Below are 19616 nucleotides of genomic sequence, written 5' to 3'. Positions count from 1 at the left end.
TTTTTGTGAATTAATTTTATAAACATTGTTATGAAAAATTTGATTTAATTAAAATTAACAATAGAACATTTTATGGAAATATTCGTGAAACAATCAATTTTATTTTCTTCAACAAAACGTTGTTTAAATGCATTAAAAAAAAAACAAATTATCGCATATCCAACTGAATCTGTATTTGGATTAGGGTGTGACCCAGATAGTAAGAAAGCAGTTTTAAGTTTATTAGATATAAAAAAAAGATCTATTAATAAAGGTTTAATATTAATTTCTGCTTATTTTAATCAACTGAATACTTATATAGAAAAACAGAAACTTTCTTTAATACAAAAAAAGATAATTAAACAAGTCTGGCCCGGGCCTTTAACATTATTGTTACCTAAAAATCATACTACTCCAGAATGGATCACTGGCAATTCTGTATGGATTGCTGCTCGTGTTACTTCTCATCCATCGATAAGAAAATTATGTAAATTATTTAAAAAACCAATTATATCAACTAGTGCTAATTTATCAGGATCAAAACCTTGTTATAATCAAAACGAAATTATCAATGTTTTTGGATCAAAAATACCAATATTAAAAGGTTTTTTAGGTTATAAAAAACCTTCTTGTATCGTTAATATTTTTTCTGGTAAGGTAATTCGTTATGGTTAATATAAAAAAAAAATGTTTTGCTGTTTTTGGTAATCCAATTATTCATAGTTTGTCACCTTTAATTCATAATTATTTTTCTTATTATACTAAAATAGATTACGAATATATATCTGTTTTAGTTCCTTTAGATGATTTTAATAAAATCTTGTATGATTTTTTTACGAATCGTTATGGAATAGGTGCTAATATCACTGCTCCTTATAAAGAAAAGGCTTTTTTATTTGCTAACAAGTTAACAGATAAAGCCTTTATTGCAGGGTCTGTAAATACATTATTTAAAATAAACAATGATATTATTTTAGGCGATAATACTGATGGAATAGGTTTATTGTATGATTTAAAAAGATTAAAATTTTTAATAAAAAAAAATAATGTATTAATATTAGGTGCTGGAGGAGCGGCAAAAGGTATTATTCCATCCTTAATAAAATATGGATGTAATATTTTTTTACATAATCGTACTAAAGAAAAAGTTGATAACCTTATTAAACAATTTAAAATATTAGGTAACGTACATAATTTTACATATTTTAATAATAAAAAAATTCATTTTGATTTAATTATTAATACTACTTCTTGTATTTTTTCAAAAGATGTGAAATATATTTCCCAACAATTTTTTTCTAAAACGACTTTTTTTTATGATATATGTTATGATTTAAAAAAAGATACTTCATTTTTATCATGGTGTAAAACAAATGGAGCTATATATTATTCAGATGGTTTCGGAATGTTAGTTTGTCAAGCTGCTTATTCTTTCTCAATATGGAATAAAGATTATTTATTTATTGAAAATATGATAGATGCAACTTTGACTTACTTTAAAAAAAACAAAAAATTAATTTTTTCTAAATAATTAGATCAAAATATTTTAAAAAAAAAATACTTATTAATTTAACAAATTAAATATTTTAATTAAGAAAAAACTTGACTCGTATACATTAATATGAAAAAATAATTTTTTAACAAAATGATTATATTTTTTTATTATACAAATATTAACAGTTATTCAATTAATAAAATATGTCCCCTTCGTCTAGTGGTTAGGACATCGCCCTTTCACGGCGGCAACAGGGGTTCAAATCCCCTAGGGGACAAGAAATAAATTTTTTATATTATATAAATATGATTAAAATTTAAAATTATTTCTGTACTGTTATAAAATAATATGTTATTGTTAATTTAATTTAAGATAATTCTTAAATGAATGAAAAAATGCTCTTTAAAAAATCGGAACAAGCTAAATGTTATATTAAAAATTTTAATTAATTTTTAAAGACATCTGTGGTGTTGCAGGATTAAGCAAGTAAGCGTATACGGTGAATGCCTAGGCAGTCAGAGGCGAAGAAGGACGTACTAATCTGCGAAAAGTATCGGTTAGCTGATAAGAAGCAATTGATCCGGTAATATCCGAATGGGGAAACCCAATGTATTAAAAATACATTATTTCTATTTGAATCTATAGAATAGAAAAGCAAACCAAGAGAACTGAAACATCTAAGTACCTTGAGGAAAAGAAATCAACCGAGATTCCCTAAGTAGTGGCGAGCGAAAAGGGAAAAGCCCAGAGAAAAAATCTTGAAATAAATTTTAGTGGAATGATATGGAAAAATCAGCGATACAAAGTGATAGCCTTGTACATAAAAAAATTTATATAAAGATCTCAAAAAGTAGAGCGAGACACGAGAAATCTTGTTTGAAGATGGGGGGACCATCCTCCAAGGCTAAATACTCCTGACTGACCGATAGTGAACTAGTACCGTAAGGGAAAGGCGAAAAGAACCCCGGTTAGGGGAGTGAAATAGATCCTGAAACCGTATACGTACAAGCAGTAGGAGCTTTTGCAATATCATAAAAGTGACTGCGTACCTTTTGTATAATGGGTCAGCGACTTGTATTCTGTAGCAAGGTTAACCAATTAGGGGAGCCGAAGGGAAACCGAGTCTTAAAAGGGCGAAAAAAATTGAAAAATTTTATTAGTTTCAGGATACAGACCCGAAACCCGGTGATCTAGCCATGAACAGGTTGAAGGTTAGGTAAAACTAACTGGAGGACCGAACCGACTAATGTTGAAAAATTAGCGGATGATTTGTGGCTAGGGGTGAAAGGCCAATCAAACCGGGAGATAGCTGGTTCTCCCCGAAAGCTATTTAGGTAGCGCCTCGTGAATTCATCTATAGGGGTAGAGCACTGTTTTGACTAGGGGGTCATCCCGACCTACCAAATCAATGCAAACTCCGAATACTATAGAATGCTATCACGGGAGACACACAGCGGGTGCTAACGTTCGTTGTGGAAAGGGAAACAACCCAGATCGCCAGCTAAGGTCCCTAAATTATAGTTAAGTGGCAAACGATGTGGGAAGGCATAAACAGCCAGGATGTTGGCTTAGAAGCAGCCATCATTTAAAGAAAGCGTAATAGCTCACTGGTCGAGTCGGCCTGCGCGGAAGATTTAACGGGGCTAAACTATATACCGAAGCTGCGACAATATAATAAAAATATCTTTTTTTTATTTTTATCATAAATATTAAAAATTTATTTTAAATATAAATTATATTGGGTAGGGGAGCGTTCTGTAAGCCATAGAAGATATATTGAAAAGTATATTGGAGGTATCAGAAGTGCGAATGCTGACATAAGTAACGATAAAGCAGGTAAAAAACCTGCTCGCCGAAAAACCAAGGTTTCCTGTCCAACGTTAATCGGGGCAGGGTAAGCCGATCCCTAAGGCGAGGCCAAATGGCGTAGTCGATGGACAACAGGTTAATATTCCTGTGCTTAGTATTATTGCGATTGGGGGGACGAAGAAGGTTAGGTCATCCAAGCGATGGTTGACTTGGTTTAAACGTGTAGGCATAAAAATTAGGAAAATCCGGTTTTTTTTAAACTGAGGCGTGATGACGATTTATTAATTAAAAGTAATAAAGAAGTGACTAATACCATGCTTCCAAGAAAAGCCTCTAAGCAAAAAAAATAAAAAAATAATATTAAATCGTACCCCAAACCGACACAGGTGGTTAGGTAGAGTATACCAAGGCGCTTGAGAGAACCCAGGTGAAGGAACTAGGCAAAATAGTGCCGTAACTTCGGGAGAAGGCACGCTAACATGTAAGTAACAAGATTTACTCTTAGAGCTGAAGTTAGTCGAAGATACCAGCTGGCTGCAACTGTTTATTAAAAACACAGCACTGTGCAAACACGTAAGTGGAAGTATACGGTGTGACGCCTGCCCGGTGCCGGAAGGTTAATCGAAGGGGTTAAAATAATTTTTTAAATTATTTGAAGCTCTAGACTGAAGCCCCGGTAAACGGCGGCCGTAACTATAACGGTCCTAAGGTAGCGAAATTCCTTGTCGGGTAAGTTCCGACCTGCACGAATGGCGTAATGATGGCCAGGCTGTCTCCATCTGGGACTCAGTGAAATTGAAATCGCTGTGAAGATGCAGTGTACCCGCGGCAAGACGGAAAGACCCCGTGAACCTTTACTATAGCTTGACACTGAATTCTGAAATTTAATGTGTAGGATAGGTGGGAGACAATGAAATTGTTACGCTAGTAACAAGGGAGTCAACCTTGAAATACCACCCTTTAAATATTAGTATTCTAACCTAGTACCGTTAACCGGTACAGAGACAGTGTCTGGTGGGTAGTTTGACTGGGGCGGTCTCCTCCCAAAGAGTAACGGAGGAGTACAAAGATTGGCTAATTACGGTTGGAAATCGTAAGGTTAGTATAAAGATATAAGCCAGTTTAACTGTAAGCGTGATAACGCAAACAGATGCGAAAGCAGGTCTTAGTGATCCGGTGGTTCTGTATGGAAGGGCCATCGCTCAACAAATAAAAGGTACTCCGGGGATAACAGGCTGATACCGCCCAAGAGTTCATATCGACGGCGGTGTTTGGCACCTCGATGTCGGCTCATCACATCCTGGGGCTGAAGCAGGTCCCAAGGGTATGGCTGTTCGCCATTTAAAGTGGTACGCGAGCTGGGTTTAGAACGTCGTGAGACAGTTCGGTCCCTATCTGTCGTGGGCGTAGGAAAATTGAGGGGGGCTACTTCTAGTACGAGAGGACCGAAGTGGACGCATCACTGGTGTTCGGGTTGTCATGCCAATGGCATTGCCCGGTAGCTAAATGCGGAAAAGATAAGTGTTGAAAGCATCTAAACACGAAACTTGCCCTAAGATTAATTTTCCCTGAAGTTTTAAAAAAACTTACTGAAGGGACGTTGAAGACTACAACGTAGATAGGCTGGATGTGTAAGCATAGCAATATGTTGAGCTAACCAGTACTAATGACCCGAGAGGCTTAATCCTGTAACACCAGAGATGTTCTAAAATATTAAAATAAAAAATAATAAATAGAATATTCAGCTTGTTAAACCGAAATTTTATTATTATAAATAATATTTATTATGTATTGTTTATAATAATTTAAGTTTACAACCTGGCAACAATAGTGTAGTAGTACCACCTGAATCCATATCGAACTCAGAAGTGAAATGCTATAACGCCGATGGTAGTACGGGGCCTCCCCGTGTGAGAGTAGGACATTGCCAGGTTTAAATTTATTACTACGCTAATATTCAAAATAAATAATATCTTAATACTAAGAGTACGTAAAAATATTATTTATTTTGAGTATTATAATTTTTAATAAAAAATATTAATTTATATTTATTAATTTATATTTAATATGTATTTTCAAGTTAAAGGTAATATTAGATGTCCAAGATTAAAGGTAATGTTAAGTGGTTTAATGAATCTAAAGGGTTTGGTTTTATTACTCCTGAAGATGGAAGTAAAGACGTTTTTGTACATTTTTCAGCTATCCAAAGCAATGGATTCAAAACATTAGCAGAGGGTCAAAGCGTTGAATTTGAAATCACTGAAGGGGTAAAAGGACCATCCGCTACTAACGTTATCAGTTTATAGTAAATAAAACAGTTAGCTTTAGAGAAAAGTCTTTATACATATTTTAATACCATTTTAGTTTCATTTGAAATAGACCTATAAAAAGTCTTTTTCAAATGAAAGATAGTATTCTATTGTTTCAATTAATTTTTTAATTTTATCTATTACAGAACAATTCTTACTGTATTAATTTTACTAAGTTCTATATATAAATTCTCTATTTGAGAGAATGTAGTAGCAAATACTGTAACTGAAATAGAAATAAATTTTCCTTTATTACTTGATTTAATTTGAGGTACATAATCTCCTGGTATATGAATTTGAACAATTTTTATTACATTATCAATTAATTCCGGATTTGAAAATCCAATTACTTTATAAGTAAAAGAACAAGGAAAATTTAATAGTTTTTCTAATTTACTTTTCATTAAAACCCCTTTTATTCAAATAAAATTTTATAAATGTATTATTTAATATTATTTTTAATAATGTTAATAATATCATATTTTGTTTTATTTTTTTATTGAATAAAAAATATTTTTATTATAGGAGAATAAATTTATTTTATGATAAAAATTTTTAATTCTTTAAATAATAAAATAGATTGTATTTTACAAAAAAAAAATATTAATTTATATGTATGTGGTATTACATCTTATGATGATTGTCATATAGGACATGGTAGAACATTTATATTTTTTGATGTAGTAGTTCGTTATTTACGTCATATTGGTTATAATGTTTATTATGTACGTAATATCACTGATATAGATGATAAAATTATTGCTAAATCTTTATTAAAAAAAAAAGATTATAGAGAAATTTCGAATCGTGCAATTCATAATATGCATCATAATTTTTCTATTTTAAATATGATTAAGCCAGATAAAGAACCATTAGTTACACACCATATTCATGAAATTATTAATATGATTAAAAAATTAATCAAACATAAATATGCTTACATTTCAACAAATGGTGATATTAATTTTTCTATAAATAATTATATTGAATATGGTAGATTATCTAATCAAATTTTATCAAAAGTAATTTCTCAAAAAAACAAAAAATATAATTCTGTTAAAAAAAATCAGTTAGATTTTGTATTATGGAAAATGTCAAAAAAAAATGAACCTTATTGGAATTCACCATGGGGTCCTGGTAGACCAGGATGGCATATAGAATGTTCAGCTATCAATTCAACTTATTTTAAAAAACATTGTGATATACATGGAGGAGGATCTGATTTGCTTTTTCCTCATCATGAAAATGAAAAAGCGCAATCAGATTGTTATTATGGATATCAATATGTAAAGCATTGGATGCATGTCGGATCAGTTATATTAAAAAATAAAAAAATGTCAAAATCGTTAAATAACGTAAAAAAATTAAGTAGTTTATTAAAACAATATGATCCAGAAGTTATTCGATTTTATGTTTTATCTAAACATTATCGTTCGTTATTACAATATAACGAGTCAGGTTTAAAACAAGCTAATTATGCTGTATATCGGTTATATACCGCTTTATTAAATACCAATATGGAACCAATAAAAAATATTCATAGTAAAAAAAGTAATACTTTTTTAGAGTTTTATAATTCTATGAACAATGATTTTAATATACCTAAAGTATTGTCTATGATGTTTATTATTGTAAAAAAAATAAATATATTAAAAAATAAAAATTTATTACAGGCAAATAAATTGGCTTCACAGTTAAAATTTATCGGAAATATATTAGGAATTTTATTTCATGATCCTGATATGTTTTTAAAAAATAAAAAAGCTTTTTATAATTTAGATATAAAAAAAATTGAATTATTGATTAAATTGCGTAATCAAGCACGATTATTAAAAATATGGAGTAAAGCTGATTCAATACGTTATAAATTACTTTCATTGGGAGTGCATGTAAAAGACGCAGAATTTAATACATCATGGTTTTTTTTATAAATATTTTTTTGATAAGCTTTTATAGTATTAAGTAGTAATGCAGTAATAGTCATAGGACCTACTCCTCCCGGAACAGGAGTAATTAATGAACATTGAGAAATAGAAGAATTAAAATCTACATCACCTGTTATGCTACCATCGGGTAATTTGTTAATTCCTGCATCTATAATAATAGATTCTTTTTTTATCCAATGACCTTGTACAAAATTCGATTTTCCGATTGCAACAATTAATAGATCTGCTTTATTGATATGTTCATATAAATTTTTAGTAAATCGATGTGTTACAGTTGTTGTACATCCTGCAAGTAATAATTCCATACACATAGGTCTACCGACAATATTTGATGCCCCTAATATCACAGCATGTAAACCATACATATTAATATTATAATATTTTAATAAAAGCATAATACCTTTAGGAGTGCAAGGCCTAAATTTTGGTATTTTTTGTAATAAACATCCAGCATTATAAGGATGAAATCCATCGACATCTTTTTTTGGATCAATACTTTGAAAAATTTTTTTTGGATCAATATTTTTTGGAAGAGGTATTTGTACAAGTATTCCATCAATTAATGGATTTCTATTTAATGATTGAATTAAATTGATTAAGTCTATTTCTTTAGTATTTTCAGAAAGAAACCAATTTTTAGATAATACACCAACTTGTTCACAAGCTTTTTTTTTGTTTTGAATATAGATAAGAGAAGAAGAATTATTTCCTACTAATATTACCGCTAAACATGGCGGTCTATATCCTTCTTGTATTTTTTTTTTAATTTTTAATTGCATTTTATTTTTAAAAATATTGGAAATTAAATTTCCATCAATTATTTTTTTTGATATGGGCATATATTTTAATTTTATGTGTTTAAATGAGTAAATTGTATATATTTCTTATATAAAAAATTGTTTTTTATATAAGAAATATTGTATAATAATAATAAAAAACTTTTTTATTAGCACTCTTAGCTCAGCTGGATAGAGCAACGGCCTTCTAAGCCGTAGGTCACAAGTTCGAATCTTGTAGAGTGCATATAAATAAAATAAATTTTATATTGCTATAAAAATTATATTATATCAACAATATCTTGATGAATTTTTTCTATTGATTGATTGCCGTTAATTTGAAAAACTTTATTTCTTTTTTTAAAAAAATTTATTAGGCATACTTTTGTTTTATTGTATTCTTCGATTCTTTTTTTAATAGTTTTCGGGTTATCATCGGACCTAATAATTAACTTTTCTCCTGTTAAGTCATCTTTATTTTTTATTATAGGAGGAGAAAATATTGTATGATAAATTCTTCCAGATTGAGTGTGAACTCTTCTTCCTGATATTCTTTTAATAAGTGTTTTTTCATCTACAATAATTTCTATTACACAATTAATAAATATATTAGCAGACTCCATCGAATCTGCCTGTTTTATTGTTCTTGGAAATCCGTCTAATATATAACCTGTTTTACAATCTTTTTTCGTTATTCTTTTTTTAATTAAATTTATTACAATATTATCTGGAACTAAAATACCATTTTGAATGCAATTATTAATTATAATATTTTCTTTTTTAGAAGAATATAATGATTGTTTTTTTAAAAGATAGCTAGTTGAAATAATAGGTAAATTTAGTTTTTTACTAATAAGATGAGATTGAGTTCCTTTTCCACTTCCAGGAGCTCCTAACAAAATAATATGCATAATCAAGATTTCTCTAGTAATTTATTAAAAATAAAAATATATTTTAAATGCTTAATATTTTATTTATTTTTTGAATAAAGTTATTAGGATTTTCTAAACTTCCTTTTTCAATCAATACGGTTTGATCAAATAATATTTCTATCCAATTTTTTATTTCTTCTTCTTGATTCATACGAGAAATTTTTTTTATTAAAGGATGTATGGGGTTAATTTCTAAAATATATTTTATTGCAGGTACATTTTGTCCAGCAGAAAGGAATAATTTTGCCATTTGAGTAGACATCTCATTTGAATCTGGAGTTAATACTGCTGGAGTATTGGTTAGTTTACAAGTTAATTTTACATCAATTACTTCATTTTTTAAAATTAATTTTATTTTTTTTATTAGTTCATGAATACTATCATCGATTTTATCAACTTCTACTTTTTCTTTAAATATTTTATTTAATGATGGATCATATTTGGTAATAGATTGTAATTTGATACCTTTAAAATCAGTTATATAATTAACCATCCATTCGTCTACTTTTTCTGATAAAAGTAATACATTAATTTTATTTTTTTTAAATAGTTCTAAATGAGGGCTATTTTGTGCGGCAGTAAAATTATCTCCGCTAATAAAATATATATTTTTTTGATTTTTATCCATATTACTTGTATATTCTTCTAATGAAATAAATTTATCTTTATTATTATCATTCGTTGAATTAAATCGTAATAAATTTAAAATTGCGTTTTTGTTGGATATATCTTCTGCAGGTCCTTCTTTAAAAATTGATCCAAATTCTTTCCAAAACATTGTATATTTTTCTGGCTCTTTTTCGGACATAAACGTTAGAATATTGAGTATTTTTTTAGTAATTGATTTCTTAAGTATATTTATGATTTTATTTTCTTGTAATATTTCTCTAGAAATATTTAACGGAAGATCGTTACAATCAACAACTCCTTTAATAAATCTTAAGTAATTAGGTAATATTTTATCTACATCTTCCATAATAAATATTTTTTGTATATATAATTTAATTCCATATTTGTTATCTTTATTCCATATATTCATTGGTAATTTAGATGGAATATATAATAAAAGAGTATATTCTTGATTTCCTTCAACTTTGTTATGAATCCATGTTAAAGGTGCATGATCATCTTTTGTTATATTTTTATAAAATTCTATATATTTTTTTTCACTAATTTCTGATTTGTTTTGTAACCATATAGCTTGAACATTATTAATTTGTTCCCATTCTTTTTTTTCGTTATTTATTTGTATAGGAAAACTTACATACTCAGAATATTTATGAATAATATTTTTTACTTTCCATAATTCTAAAAATTCTTTGTTTTCATTTTTAATGGTTAAATATATAGTAGTTCCAATTTCTTTTTTTTCTTTTTTTTCAATAGAAAATTCACCTGTCCCATGTGATGTCCAAAAAATACCCTCTTTTTCTGTATTATATACTGATCGTGTATGTACTGATACAAAGTTAGCAACAATAAATGAAGAATAAAAACCTACTCCAAATTGTCCAATTTGATTTGGTTTATTGTTTTGATAATTCTGCTCTATAGAGGACAAAAATTTTTTTGTTCCTGATTTTGCAATTGTTCCTAAATTTTCAATCACTTCTTCTTTATTCATTCCTATTCCATTATCACTAATAATAATTGTATTATCTTTTTTTGATATTGAAATTTTAATAGATAAATTTTTATTATATGAATGAAAATTAGGATTAGTATTAGAAAGAAATCTTAATTTATCTAATGCATCAGATGCATTAGCAATTAATTCTCTTAAAAAAATTTCTTTATTTGAATATAAAGAATGAATCATTAAATGTAGCACTTGTTTAGTTTCTGATTGAAATTGATGGATTTCTTTGTTCATGTTATTCATAAATTCTCTTAAAAAATTATTTTTTATAAAATGATTATTTTGTTAAATTAAAAATTATATAACAACTTAAAATTAAAAGTTTAAATTAAATTCTGGAGGTAGGTTAAATTTATTTGAAGCATTTGAAACTCTATTATTTTTTTCTTCGGTTATTCTACGACTAGCGTCATTAAAAGCAGCTGTAATTAAATCTTCTAATATCTCTTTTTCTTCTTTGATTAATAAAGAATGATCAATTTCTATTTTTTTACATTTATGATTACCAAAGAGAGTTATTTTAACTAATCCAGCTCCTGATTCACCAATTATTTCTAAATTTTCTATGTCTTTTTGAACTTTTTTTATTTTTTCTTGCATTGTTTGAGCTTGTTGAATTAGATGAGTTAAATTATTTGAGTTGAACATTATTTTCCTGTTTAATTAATAAGTAATTGAAAATATTTTTATTTTTAATTTTATATTTATGTGAGTATTAATAAAATTTTTTTAATGTTATAAAGCGATAAATTTATTTAATTATTAATTTTATATTTAAATATTTTTATAAAAATTATTAAAACATTAATTAAATTCATTTATTTTTTTATATATATTTATTTATTTTTTATATTTTTATAAATACAATACCTTAATTAAAAATATATTTTAAATTGGATTAGAAAAATTGTGTGTATAGCATTGGATTGTATTAGATAAAATTGATTTTTCTATATTTATTATTCTAAAAAACGTCATTTCAGCTCCTATTTTTAAATTTGGAGCATTATGTATTTCTTTTAAACCAACAATTAATACTCTATAATATAGCTGAATTTTATTTATATGACAATGATTAGCTAAATTTAATACTTCTTTTTCTATTTTTTTATTAATAAAAGTATTATTTTTATTTTGATCTTCTACATTACACTTAATAAGTATCATATAATGTAATAAACGCATAATTTCTATTAATAAATTTTTCCAATTTATTTCTGAATTTTTTTTATTATATAAAAAATTTAGTAAAGATTGATAATCTTGTAATATTAATGTTTTTGTAATAAAAAAAATTATTTCTTTTTTTATTAAACCAAACATATTTATTACTTGTTTGGATGATACAACTCCATTGCCTAATGCTATAGCTTGTTCTAGTATATTAAGAGCATCTCTGATACTTCCATTTGATTGATTTGCAATTATTTGAATACTTTTAGTTTCAAATTCAATTTTTTCTTTCTTTAAAATATGTTTTAAATGTACATAAATTTCATTATTTGTTAGTTTTTTTAAACTAAAACATAAACACCTAGAAATGATTGTATTAGGTACTTTTGCAATATCAGTAGTAGCAAGTATAAATTTAATATGATGAGGCGGTTCTTCTAATATTTTTAATAAAGCATGAAAACTATGTTTTGATAACATATGAACTTCATCAATTAGATATATTTTAAATAATCCTTTAATTGGAGCATATTGAATATTTTCTAATATTTCTTTAATATCTTCTACTTTTGTTTTTGATGCTGCATCTATTTCTATGAGATCAACAAAATTTCCTTTCTTTATTTCTTTACAATTTAAACAATATTGACATGGCTCGCCTTGAATAAGTTGTATACAATTAAGAGCTTTAGATAATATCCTTGCGATTGATGTTTTACCAATACCTCTTGTTCCATGAAAAATCCATGATTGATGTACTTTATTTAAAATAAAACTATTTTTTAATGCTACGGTAGCAAAATTTTGACCAATTATTTCTTTAAAAGATTGTGGTCTCCATTTTTGCGCAAGAATTTGATAAACCATGAAATTAATTCCTGATTATCTTTTTTTTATTAAAATACATATGAATAAACAATATATTTTATATAAAAAAAAATTAATTGTTTACAACAGTTAAATAATTTAATATTATATCACTAATAGATTATTATTAAATTAAAAAATAATTTGATATATAAAAAATTACTCTGTATAGTGCTATAGTTCTATTTTTTTTGAAAAACCCGGTCAGGTTCGGAAGAAAGCATCCAGTTCAATAAAACTTAGGTACTATAATTGTAGCTAGCAGAGTAATTTTTTTTATAGAATATTATAAAAAAAAAGCATTTTTTTTAGATTGTAAATTATACATATTCCAATATTTTCCTTTTTTTTTCATTAATTCATAATGATTGCCTACTTCTTTAACTTCTCCTTTATAGAAAAATATAATTCTATTTGCATGAATAATTGTAGAAAGTCGATGAGCTATACTTATTATAGTAGAATATTGGTTAACAACAGAAAGAGATTTCTGTATATTTAATTCTGTTTCAGAATCTATATTTGCAGTAGCTTCATCTAAAATTAATATTTTTGGTTGAATAACTAATATTCGGGCTAATGATATTAGCTGTTTTTGACCAATGGATAAATTATTACCTTGTTCTCCTAGTATTTCAGATAATTTATTTGGCATTTCTTGAACAAGTTTTAGTAAACCAATTTTTTTTAAAATATTCCATATTTTTTTTTCTGGAATATTTTGTCCTAAAGTAATATTATTATATATAGTATCTGCAAAAATTACTGGATCTTGTTGTACTATAGATATATTTTTTCTTAAAACATATGGATGAATTGAAGTCAACGATTTCCTATCAATATTAATATTGCCATCATAATAGGGATAATACCCCATTAATATATTAGCAAAAGTAGTTTTACCACTTCCTGTATGGCCAACTAAAGCAATAAATTCTTTATCTAATATTTCAAAATTGATATTTTTTAGTACAAAATGATTATTTTGCTTATAAGAAAAATTTAAGTTTTTTATTTTAATTGTTCCTGTTAATATTTTACTTGTATTATTTCCATATTTTTGTTTTGGGGAATCTATCAATTGAAATACTCTTTCTGCAGAAACTATTGCTTGTTGTAATATTGATTGTTGGTTAGTGATAGCAATCAAAGGTTCATTTAATCGACCTAGATAGTTAATAAAAACATATAACATACTTATTTCAAATATATTAGTAGGAAATAAACTGATTAAAGTCATTAAACCGCATAATACTAAAGAACTTAATAAACTTAATAAAGGACGTAATAAAAATCCATCCAGTTTCAACATTTTCATTTTAATTAAGTAATGTTGATAACTCGCTTGTTTAATTTTTTTTCCATAAGCATATTCTTGATTAAATTGTTGTAAAACTGTCATGCCGCTAATCGCTTCGTTAAATTTATTATTAATTTCAGCAAAATAATTCCTAGAAGTTCGTAGCAAAGGAACGCTATAGTGTTGATACACTATCATAATAATTGTAACAATTGGAAAAATAGTTGATGCAATTAAAGCCATTTTCCATGACAATACAAAAATTGTAATAATCATTATTACTATTAAAATAAAACTACGTATAAATGTTGGAATAACTGTATCGTATAATTCCTTGATAATTTCAGTATCACTGGTTACTTTAGCAATAATTTGACCAATAGGTTGGTTATCAAATTCAACAATAGGTTGGTTTAATGCAGATTGCATAACTTCAGTTCTGATTTTTTGAACAATATAAACAGATATTTTATTTATTAAAACACTTTCTAAATAATTTAAAAATGCAGCTCCTATTTGTAATATGATAAAACTGATAATTAAGGAGAATATAAAAATTTTATTTATTTTATTTAATAAAATTGTATGTTTGATAAACGTACTAATTAATAAAGGAGACAGTATCTCGCAAAAGGAAGCGAATATTAATAACATTAAAGCGTAAAAAAATAAATTTTTCCATTTTACGCCATATTGAAGTAATCTTTTTAATGTATTCCAAAAATTTAAATTTTGAAATTGCTTTTTTTTTTTCATTATTATTAATATATTCCTTTTTTTGAACATAATTCCATTTTTTGATAAAAATATGTTTGCTGATACCAATTTTTTTCTTTCATTAAATTTGTATGCGTACCTTTTTGAAGAATTTCTCCTTCTTTCATTACAATAATTATATTTACTCTTTTTAGAGTACTCATACGATGTGAAACTATAATGATAGTTTTATCACTTGTTTTCCATTTATTTATGTTATTAAGTATATTGTACTCAGTTATTGCATCAACAGCAGATAATGCATTATCTAATATAAGTATATTGCTGTTAAATAATAACGCACGAGCAATAGAAATTCTTTGTTTTTGCCCACCTGATAACATAATACCTTTTTCTCCTACTTGAGTATTATATCCATTTTCAAAATTTATTATATCGTTATGTATATTTGCTATTTTAGCTACTTTTTTTACTTCTGAATATGAAGCGTGAGGTTTTCCAAGTGTAATATTTTTATAAATTGTATCTGAAAATAAAAAAGTAGATTGGTTTACTACTGATAAGTTTGATCTCCATTCTTTTAAAGAAAATTTTTTTATAGAAATAGAATTATATAATATATCCCCTTTGTAATTTTCAAAATTTCTTTGTATTAATTGTATTATAGTACTTTTACCTGATCCAGTTGGTCCGCAAATACCAATAATATCTCCTTTAGTAATAGTAAAATTAATATTTTTTAATGTTATTTTTTTGTGTATAGAATATGTAAATTCATTTATTTTAATTTCTATTTTTTTTAGTTTTAAAATAGGATAAATTTTTTCAAAAAAAAAGTAGTGATCACGAATTTTATTTTTTTTATGTATTAAAATAGGTGATATTCTTTCCCATGCAGCGCTTCCACGTTCTACAATGTTAAACATCCATGCTAGAGCTAACATAGGCCAAATCATTAAACCCAAGTACATAATAAAGGTAGTTAATTGTCCAAATGAAATTTTGTTATTAGAAACAAACCAACTTCCTATAACAATAGATAATAGATTAGAAAAAGCAATTGCAACATGGATAACTGGATCAAATTTAGAATCTATATTAGCAGTTTTTAAATTTTTTAATCCCGCTTCTTTAGCTATTTGCTCAAACTTATAAAATTTTTCTTTTTCTAATCCAAAAGCGCGAATCATTCTAATATTGGTTAAACATTCTTGAGTATAGTTATTTAATGCAGAAAATTTTTTTTGATATTCATGAAATTTTTCATGAAGTTGTTTTCCATAATTAGTAATGATTATAGCCATAATAGGCATAGGCGCTAAAGCAATTAAAGTTAGTTGAAAGCTAATTTGTTGACACATCATGAATAATACAGATATCCCCATAAAAAAAGAATCTACTAATGTTAAAACTCCTTCTCCTGCAGCAAATACTACTTTATCAATGTCATTAGTTGCTTTAGTCATCAGGTCTCCAGTTCTATTTTTAAAATAGAAACATGGTTGTTTATAACTTAAAGCAGTATAAAATTTAGTTCTCAGATGGATTGATAATCTATATGCGGCTCCAAATAATAGAATTCTCCATATACATCTGAGTATATAAATAATAAAAGCGATTATTATCAGTGATATGATATAAAAAATAATTTTTTGATTGTTATTAATTTCTTTTTTTACAATAATGTCAACTAATTCTCCTGTTATTTTAGGTGGTATTAATTGTAATAATGCAATTATAATTAATAAAGATATAGCACTGGAATATCTTTTCCATTCTTTTATAAAATACCAGGTTAGTTGTTTAAATAATTTCACACAGTTCCTTATTTTTAAATAATTATTTATATAATAAAATATGAATATTTAAAATATTTTTAAATATATAAATAAAAATTTTTTATATGATTTTTTTAAATGAATAAAATGAGAACTAATGTATTTTTAATTTTTTAATTATAAATATATAGGTTTATTCATTACTTTATGTTTTTATTGGATTGTGAAATAGATTCATAACTGTAACTGTGTATTACAGAGTTGTTATTCGGATAAAAATTAAATCGTAAATATGCACTTATTCCACTAAAAACTAATGAAATTATAATAATAGTGAAAATAATTTTTTTACAATTAAAAATTTTACAGTTCATAATTTGTATTCCAATATTAAGTATTTTTATAGAATTGATATATTTATATATAAGTTAATAACTTTTAAAGTTATAGAGCTGGCAACTTTTTATGCCAGCAATATTAAAATAATATTTTTTAAAATTTATCTTATTTTTTATAAAGAGGATGTTCTAAAGCAAGTTGTAATACTTCTTTAATATTTTTTATCGGATGTATACATAAATTTTGAGTAATGCTATTAGGCATTTCTAATAAATCATGTCGGTTACCATAAGGAATAATGACTTTTTTAATCCCGCCTCTATGTGCTGCTATTAGTTTCTCCTTAAGACCTCCAATAGTTAAAACATCTCCTCTTAATGTAATTTCGCCAGTCATAGCAACATCAGAACGTACTGGATTTTTTTTAAAAGAAGAAACTAATGCAGTACACATTGCAATTCCTGCACTAGGACCATCTTTTGGTATGGATCCTTCAGGTACATGGACATGAATGTCTATTTTTTCAAAAAAATCTTGGTTTAATCCTATTTGTTTCGCTTGTGTTTTAACTACGGTTAAGGCAGTTTGGATAGATTCTTGCATTACTTCCCCTAAAGATCCAGTATATGTTAGCTTTCCTTTTCCTTCAGTTATAGATACTGTTTCTATATTTAGTAAATCTCCTCCTACAGCTGTCCAAGCTAATCCAATTACTTGCCCAATTTGATTAATATTATTAGTTTTTCCATAATCAAATTTTTTTACTCCTAAATATTCTTGTATATTATTTTTATCAATAACAATTTTTTTTATATTTTTATTTAAAATTATTTTTTTTAACACTTTTCTACATATTTTTGCTAATTCTCTTTCAAGATTACGAACACCTGCTTCTCTTGTATAATATCTAATAATATTTAAAATAGCATTTTTTTTTATTTCAATTTCATTATTTTGAAGAGCATTACGCATTATTTGTTTTGGTTTTAAATGGTTTATTGCTATATTTATTTTTTCTTCTTCAGTATATCCAGATATTTTTAAAATTTCCATTCTATCTAATAAAGGAGATGGAATTTTCATAGAATTTGCAGTAGCTATGAACATAATATTAGATAAATCAAAATTCATTTCTAGGTAGTGATCATTAAATGCATTATTTTGTTCAGGATCAAGAACTTCTAATAATGCAGAAGCAGCATCTGCTCTTCCATTGCATGATATCTTGTCAATTTCATCTAGAAGAAATAAAGGATTATTTACTTTTATTTTAGCAATGTTCTGAATGATTTTTCCAGGCATAGATCCTATATATGTTCTACGATGTCCTCGAATTTCAGCTTCGTCTCTTATCCCTCCTAATGCAATTCTAACGTATTTTCTTCCTGTGGCTAAAGCAATAGATTTTCCTAACGATGTTTTACCTACACCTGGAGGTCCCACTAAACATAAAATAGGTCCTTTTGCTTTTTTCATACGATATTGTAGAGATAAATATTCTAAAATTCGTTCTTTGATCTTTTCTAATCCAAAATGATCAGCGTCGAGTAATTCTTGCGTATTTTTTAAATCTTTTTTAATTTTACTATATTTATTCCAAGGAATTTGTAAAATCCAATCAATATACCCTCGTATTACTGATGCTTCAGCTGACATCGATGACATCATTTTTAATTTATAAAATTCAGACTCTGTTTTAGATCTTATTTCTTTAGGCATTTTTGTTTTTTTTATTTTTTCTTTTAATTTTTCATAATCGTTATAGTTATTTTCTATTTCTCCTATTTCTTTTTGAATAGCTTTCATTTGTTCGTTTAAGTAGTATTCTTTTTGACTTTTTTCCATTTGATTTTTGACACGTAATCGTATTTTTTTTTCTATTTCTAATAAATCCATTTCTGATTCTATTGCTGACATTAAATATTCTAAACGATCATGAGAGTTATTCATCTCTAATATTGTTTGTTTTTCTGATATTTTTAAAGGCATATGAGATGCAATAACATCTGATAATTGTTCAGTATTAGTTATATTTTTTACAGATGATAATATTTCCAATGGAATTTTTTTGTTTAATGAAACATATTCTTTGAATTTATCAATCGATATACGTAATAAAGTCTTTTTTTCTCTTTTATCTTTGTTTTCTTTGGAAGGAGACATTAATTTAATTTTAGCAATAAGATATTTCCCTGTATCTTTTATAGTACTAATACTAGCTCGTTGTATTCCTTCTACTAATACTTTAATTGTACCATCAGGAAGTTTTAAAATTTGGATAATAAGAGAGATAGTTCCAACTTTAAATAAATCATCAGGATTAGGATTTTCTTTATTTAGCGTTTTTTGTGTCACTAGAATAATTTTTTTATTAGTTTTTATAGATTTTTCAATGCATTTTATTGATTTTTCTCTTCCTACAAATAATGGTATAACCATATTAGGGTAAACAACTATATCACGTAATGGTAAAACAGGAATTTCAATAAATTCAGAAGATTCAAGATTCATTCAGAATTCTCTCTTAGTTAATTTTATATTACTAAATATATGCTGA

General features: G+C 26.3%; 13 protein-coding genes, 2 tRNA genes, 2 rRNA genes and 1 other RNA gene. 9 read left to right on the top strand and 9 right to left on the bottom strand.

Annotated elements, in window-relative coordinates; all coding sequences use genetic code 11:
• The first annotated feature begins 84 nt into the window (after positions 1–84).
• The 6 genes from AB4W61_RS02020 (at position 85) to cspE (ending at position 5589) form a co-directional block, all read left to right on the top strand.
• Positions 85–654 carry an L-threonylcarbamoyladenylate synthase gene (locus tag AB4W61_RS02020; RefSeq protein WP_367678854.1) on the top strand — a complete coding sequence of 190 codons (570 nt, stop codon included), beginning with the start codon at positions 85–87 and terminating at the stop codon, positions 652–654.
• Positions 647–1510 (top strand): shikimate dehydrogenase, encoded by an 864-nt coding sequence (gene aroE, locus AB4W61_RS02015; protein ID WP_367678853.1) that lies wholly within the window; start codon positions 647–649, stop codon positions 1508–1510. The genes AB4W61_RS02020 and aroE overlap by 8 nt, the downstream gene beginning before the upstream one ends.
• Positions 1511–1679: 169 nt before the next feature.
• Positions 1680–1751, top strand: a tRNA-Glu gene (locus AB4W61_RS02010).
• 199 nt (positions 1752–1950) lie between these two features.
• Positions 1951–4971: ribosomal RNA gene (locus tag AB4W61_RS02005) — 23S ribosomal RNA — on the top strand.
• Positions 4972–5100: 129 nt separating this feature from the next.
• Positions 5101–5216, top strand: a 5S ribosomal RNA gene (rrf, locus tag AB4W61_RS02000).
• Between the two features lie 163 nt (positions 5217–5379).
• Complete coding sequence (cspE, locus tag AB4W61_RS01995) at positions 5380–5589, top strand: transcription antiterminator/RNA stability regulator CspE (RefSeq protein WP_158353696.1); 210 nt, start codon at positions 5380–5382, stop codon at positions 5587–5589.
• A gap of 143 nt (positions 5590–5732) precedes the next feature.
• On the opposite strand, the gene ybeD is transcribed toward cspE, so the two are convergent.
• Positions 5733–5996, bottom strand: a complete 264-nt coding sequence (ybeD, locus tag AB4W61_RS01990) for a DUF493 family protein YbeD (RefSeq protein ID WP_367678852.1) — start codon at positions 5994–5996, stop codon at positions 5733–5735.
• 138 nt (positions 5997–6134) lie between these two features.
• Between ybeD and cysS the strand changes: the two genes are divergently transcribed.
• Positions 6135–7523: a cysteine--tRNA ligase gene (cysS, locus tag AB4W61_RS01985; RefSeq protein WP_367678851.1), complete on the top strand. Its 1389-nt coding sequence runs from the start codon at positions 6135–6137 to the stop codon at positions 7521–7523.
• On the opposite strand, the gene folD is transcribed toward cysS, so the two are convergent.
• Positions 7454–8371 carry a bifunctional methylenetetrahydrofolate dehydrogenase/methenyltetrahydrofolate cyclohydrolase FolD gene (gene folD / locus AB4W61_RS01980; RefSeq protein WP_367679164.1) on the bottom strand — a complete coding sequence of 306 codons (918 nt, stop codon included), beginning with the start codon at positions 8369–8371 and terminating at the stop codon, positions 7454–7456. The two genes, cysS and folD, sit on opposite strands and share 70 nt — an antisense overlap.
• Positions 8372–8487: 116 nt before the next feature.
• Here folD and AB4W61_RS01975 point away from each other — a divergent pair.
• Positions 8488–8561, top strand: a tRNA-Arg gene (locus AB4W61_RS01975).
• Between the two features lie 34 nt (positions 8562–8595).
• Here the strand turns inward: AB4W61_RS01975 and AB4W61_RS01970 are convergent.
• The 4 genes from AB4W61_RS01970 to dnaX form a co-directional block, all read right to left on the bottom strand.
• Positions 8596–9225, bottom strand: a complete 630-nt coding sequence (locus tag AB4W61_RS01970; RefSeq protein ID WP_367678850.1) for an adenylate kinase family protein — start codon at positions 9223–9225, stop codon at positions 8596–8598.
• A 43-nt stretch (positions 9226–9268) separates the two neighbouring features.
• Positions 9269–11128 (bottom strand): molecular chaperone HtpG, encoded by a 1860-nt coding sequence (htpG, locus tag AB4W61_RS01965; protein WP_367678849.1) that lies wholly within the window; start codon positions 11126–11128, stop codon positions 9269–9271.
• A 72-nt stretch (positions 11129–11200) separates the two neighbouring features.
• On the bottom strand, positions 11201–11533 hold the full coding sequence (locus AB4W61_RS01960) for a YbaB/EbfC family nucleoid-associated protein (protein WP_367678848.1): 333 nt from the start codon (positions 11531–11533) through the stop codon (positions 11201–11203).
• Between the two features lie 240 nt (positions 11534–11773).
• On the bottom strand, positions 11774–12925 hold the full coding sequence (dnaX, locus tag AB4W61_RS01955; RefSeq protein ID WP_367678847.1) for a DNA polymerase III subunit gamma/tau: 1152 nt from the start codon (positions 12923–12925) through the stop codon (positions 11774–11776).
• 166 nt (positions 12926–13091) lie between these two features.
• On the opposite strand from dnaX, the gene ffs reads away from it, so the two are divergent.
• Positions 13092–13192, top strand: an RNA gene (gene ffs, locus AB4W61_RS01950) — signal recognition particle sRNA small type.
• A 19-nt stretch (positions 13193–13211) separates the two neighbouring features.
• On the opposite strand, the gene AB4W61_RS01945 is transcribed toward ffs, so the two are convergent.
• The 3 genes from AB4W61_RS01945 to lon form a co-directional block, all read right to left on the bottom strand.
• The gene (locus AB4W61_RS01945) at positions 13212–14981 is read right to left on the bottom strand and encodes a SmdB family multidrug efflux ABC transporter permease/ATP-binding protein (RefSeq protein WP_367678846.1); all 1770 of its coding nucleotides are present in this window, start codon (positions 14979–14981) and stop codon (positions 13212–13214) included.
• A gap of 5 nt (positions 14982–14986) precedes the next feature.
• On the bottom strand, positions 14987–16759 hold the full coding sequence (locus tag AB4W61_RS01940; protein ID WP_367678845.1) for an ABC transporter transmembrane domain-containing protein: 1773 nt from the start codon (positions 16757–16759) through the stop codon (positions 14987–14989).
• Between the two features lie 465 nt (positions 16760–17224).
• Positions 17225–19570 carry an endopeptidase La gene (gene lon / locus AB4W61_RS01935; RefSeq protein WP_367678844.1) on the bottom strand — a complete coding sequence of 782 codons (2346 nt, stop codon included), beginning with the start codon at positions 19568–19570 and terminating at the stop codon, positions 17225–17227.
• Positions 19571–19616 lie beyond the last annotated feature (46 nt).

This window comes from Buchnera aphidicola (Thelaxes suberi) (assembly GCF_964059005.1).
GTDB lineage: Bacteria > Pseudomonadota > Gammaproteobacteria > Enterobacterales > Enterobacteriaceae > Buchnera_I > Buchnera_I aphidicola_C.
The sequence above is the reverse complement of the archived record's forward strand: the minus strand, read 5'-3'. Positions and strand labels throughout refer to the sequence as shown.

Excerpts from the sequence above, each read along its gene's own strand:
- aroE (WP_367678853.1), top strand. The coding sequence starts at position 647 with ATGGTTAATATAAAAAAAAAATGTTTTGCTGTTTTTGGTAATCCAATT.
- cspE (WP_158353696.1), top strand. The coding sequence starts at position 5,380 with ATGTCCAAGATTAAAGGTAATGTTAAGTGGTTTAATGAATCTAAAGGG.
- ybeD (WP_367678852.1), bottom strand. The coding sequence starts at position 5,996 with ATGAAAAGTAAATTAGAAAAACTATTAAATTTTCCTTGTTCTTTTACT.
- cysS (WP_367678851.1), top strand. The coding sequence starts at position 6,135 with ATGATAAAAATTTTTAATTCTTTAAATAATAAAATAGATTGTATTTTA.
- AB4W61_RS01970 (WP_367678850.1), bottom strand. The coding sequence starts at position 9,225 with ATGCATATTATTTTGTTAGGAGCTCCTGGAAGTGGAAAAGGAACTCAA.
- htpG (WP_367678849.1), bottom strand. The coding sequence starts at position 11,128 with ATGAATAACATGAACAAAGAAATCCATCAATTTCAATCAGAAACTAAA.
- AB4W61_RS01960 (WP_367678848.1), bottom strand. The coding sequence starts at position 11,533 with ATGTTCAACTCAAATAATTTAACTCATCTAATTCAACAAGCTCAAACA.
- dnaX (WP_367678847.1), bottom strand. The coding sequence starts at position 12,925 with ATGGTTTATCAAATTCTTGCGCAAAAATGGAGACCACAATCTTTTAAA.
- AB4W61_RS01945 (WP_367678846.1), bottom strand. The coding sequence starts at position 14,981 with ATGAAAAAAAAAAAGCAATTTCAAAATTTAAATTTTTGGAATACATTA.
- lon (WP_367678844.1), bottom strand. The coding sequence starts at position 19,570 with ATGAATCTTGAATCTTCTGAATTTATTGAAATTCCTGTTTTACCATTA.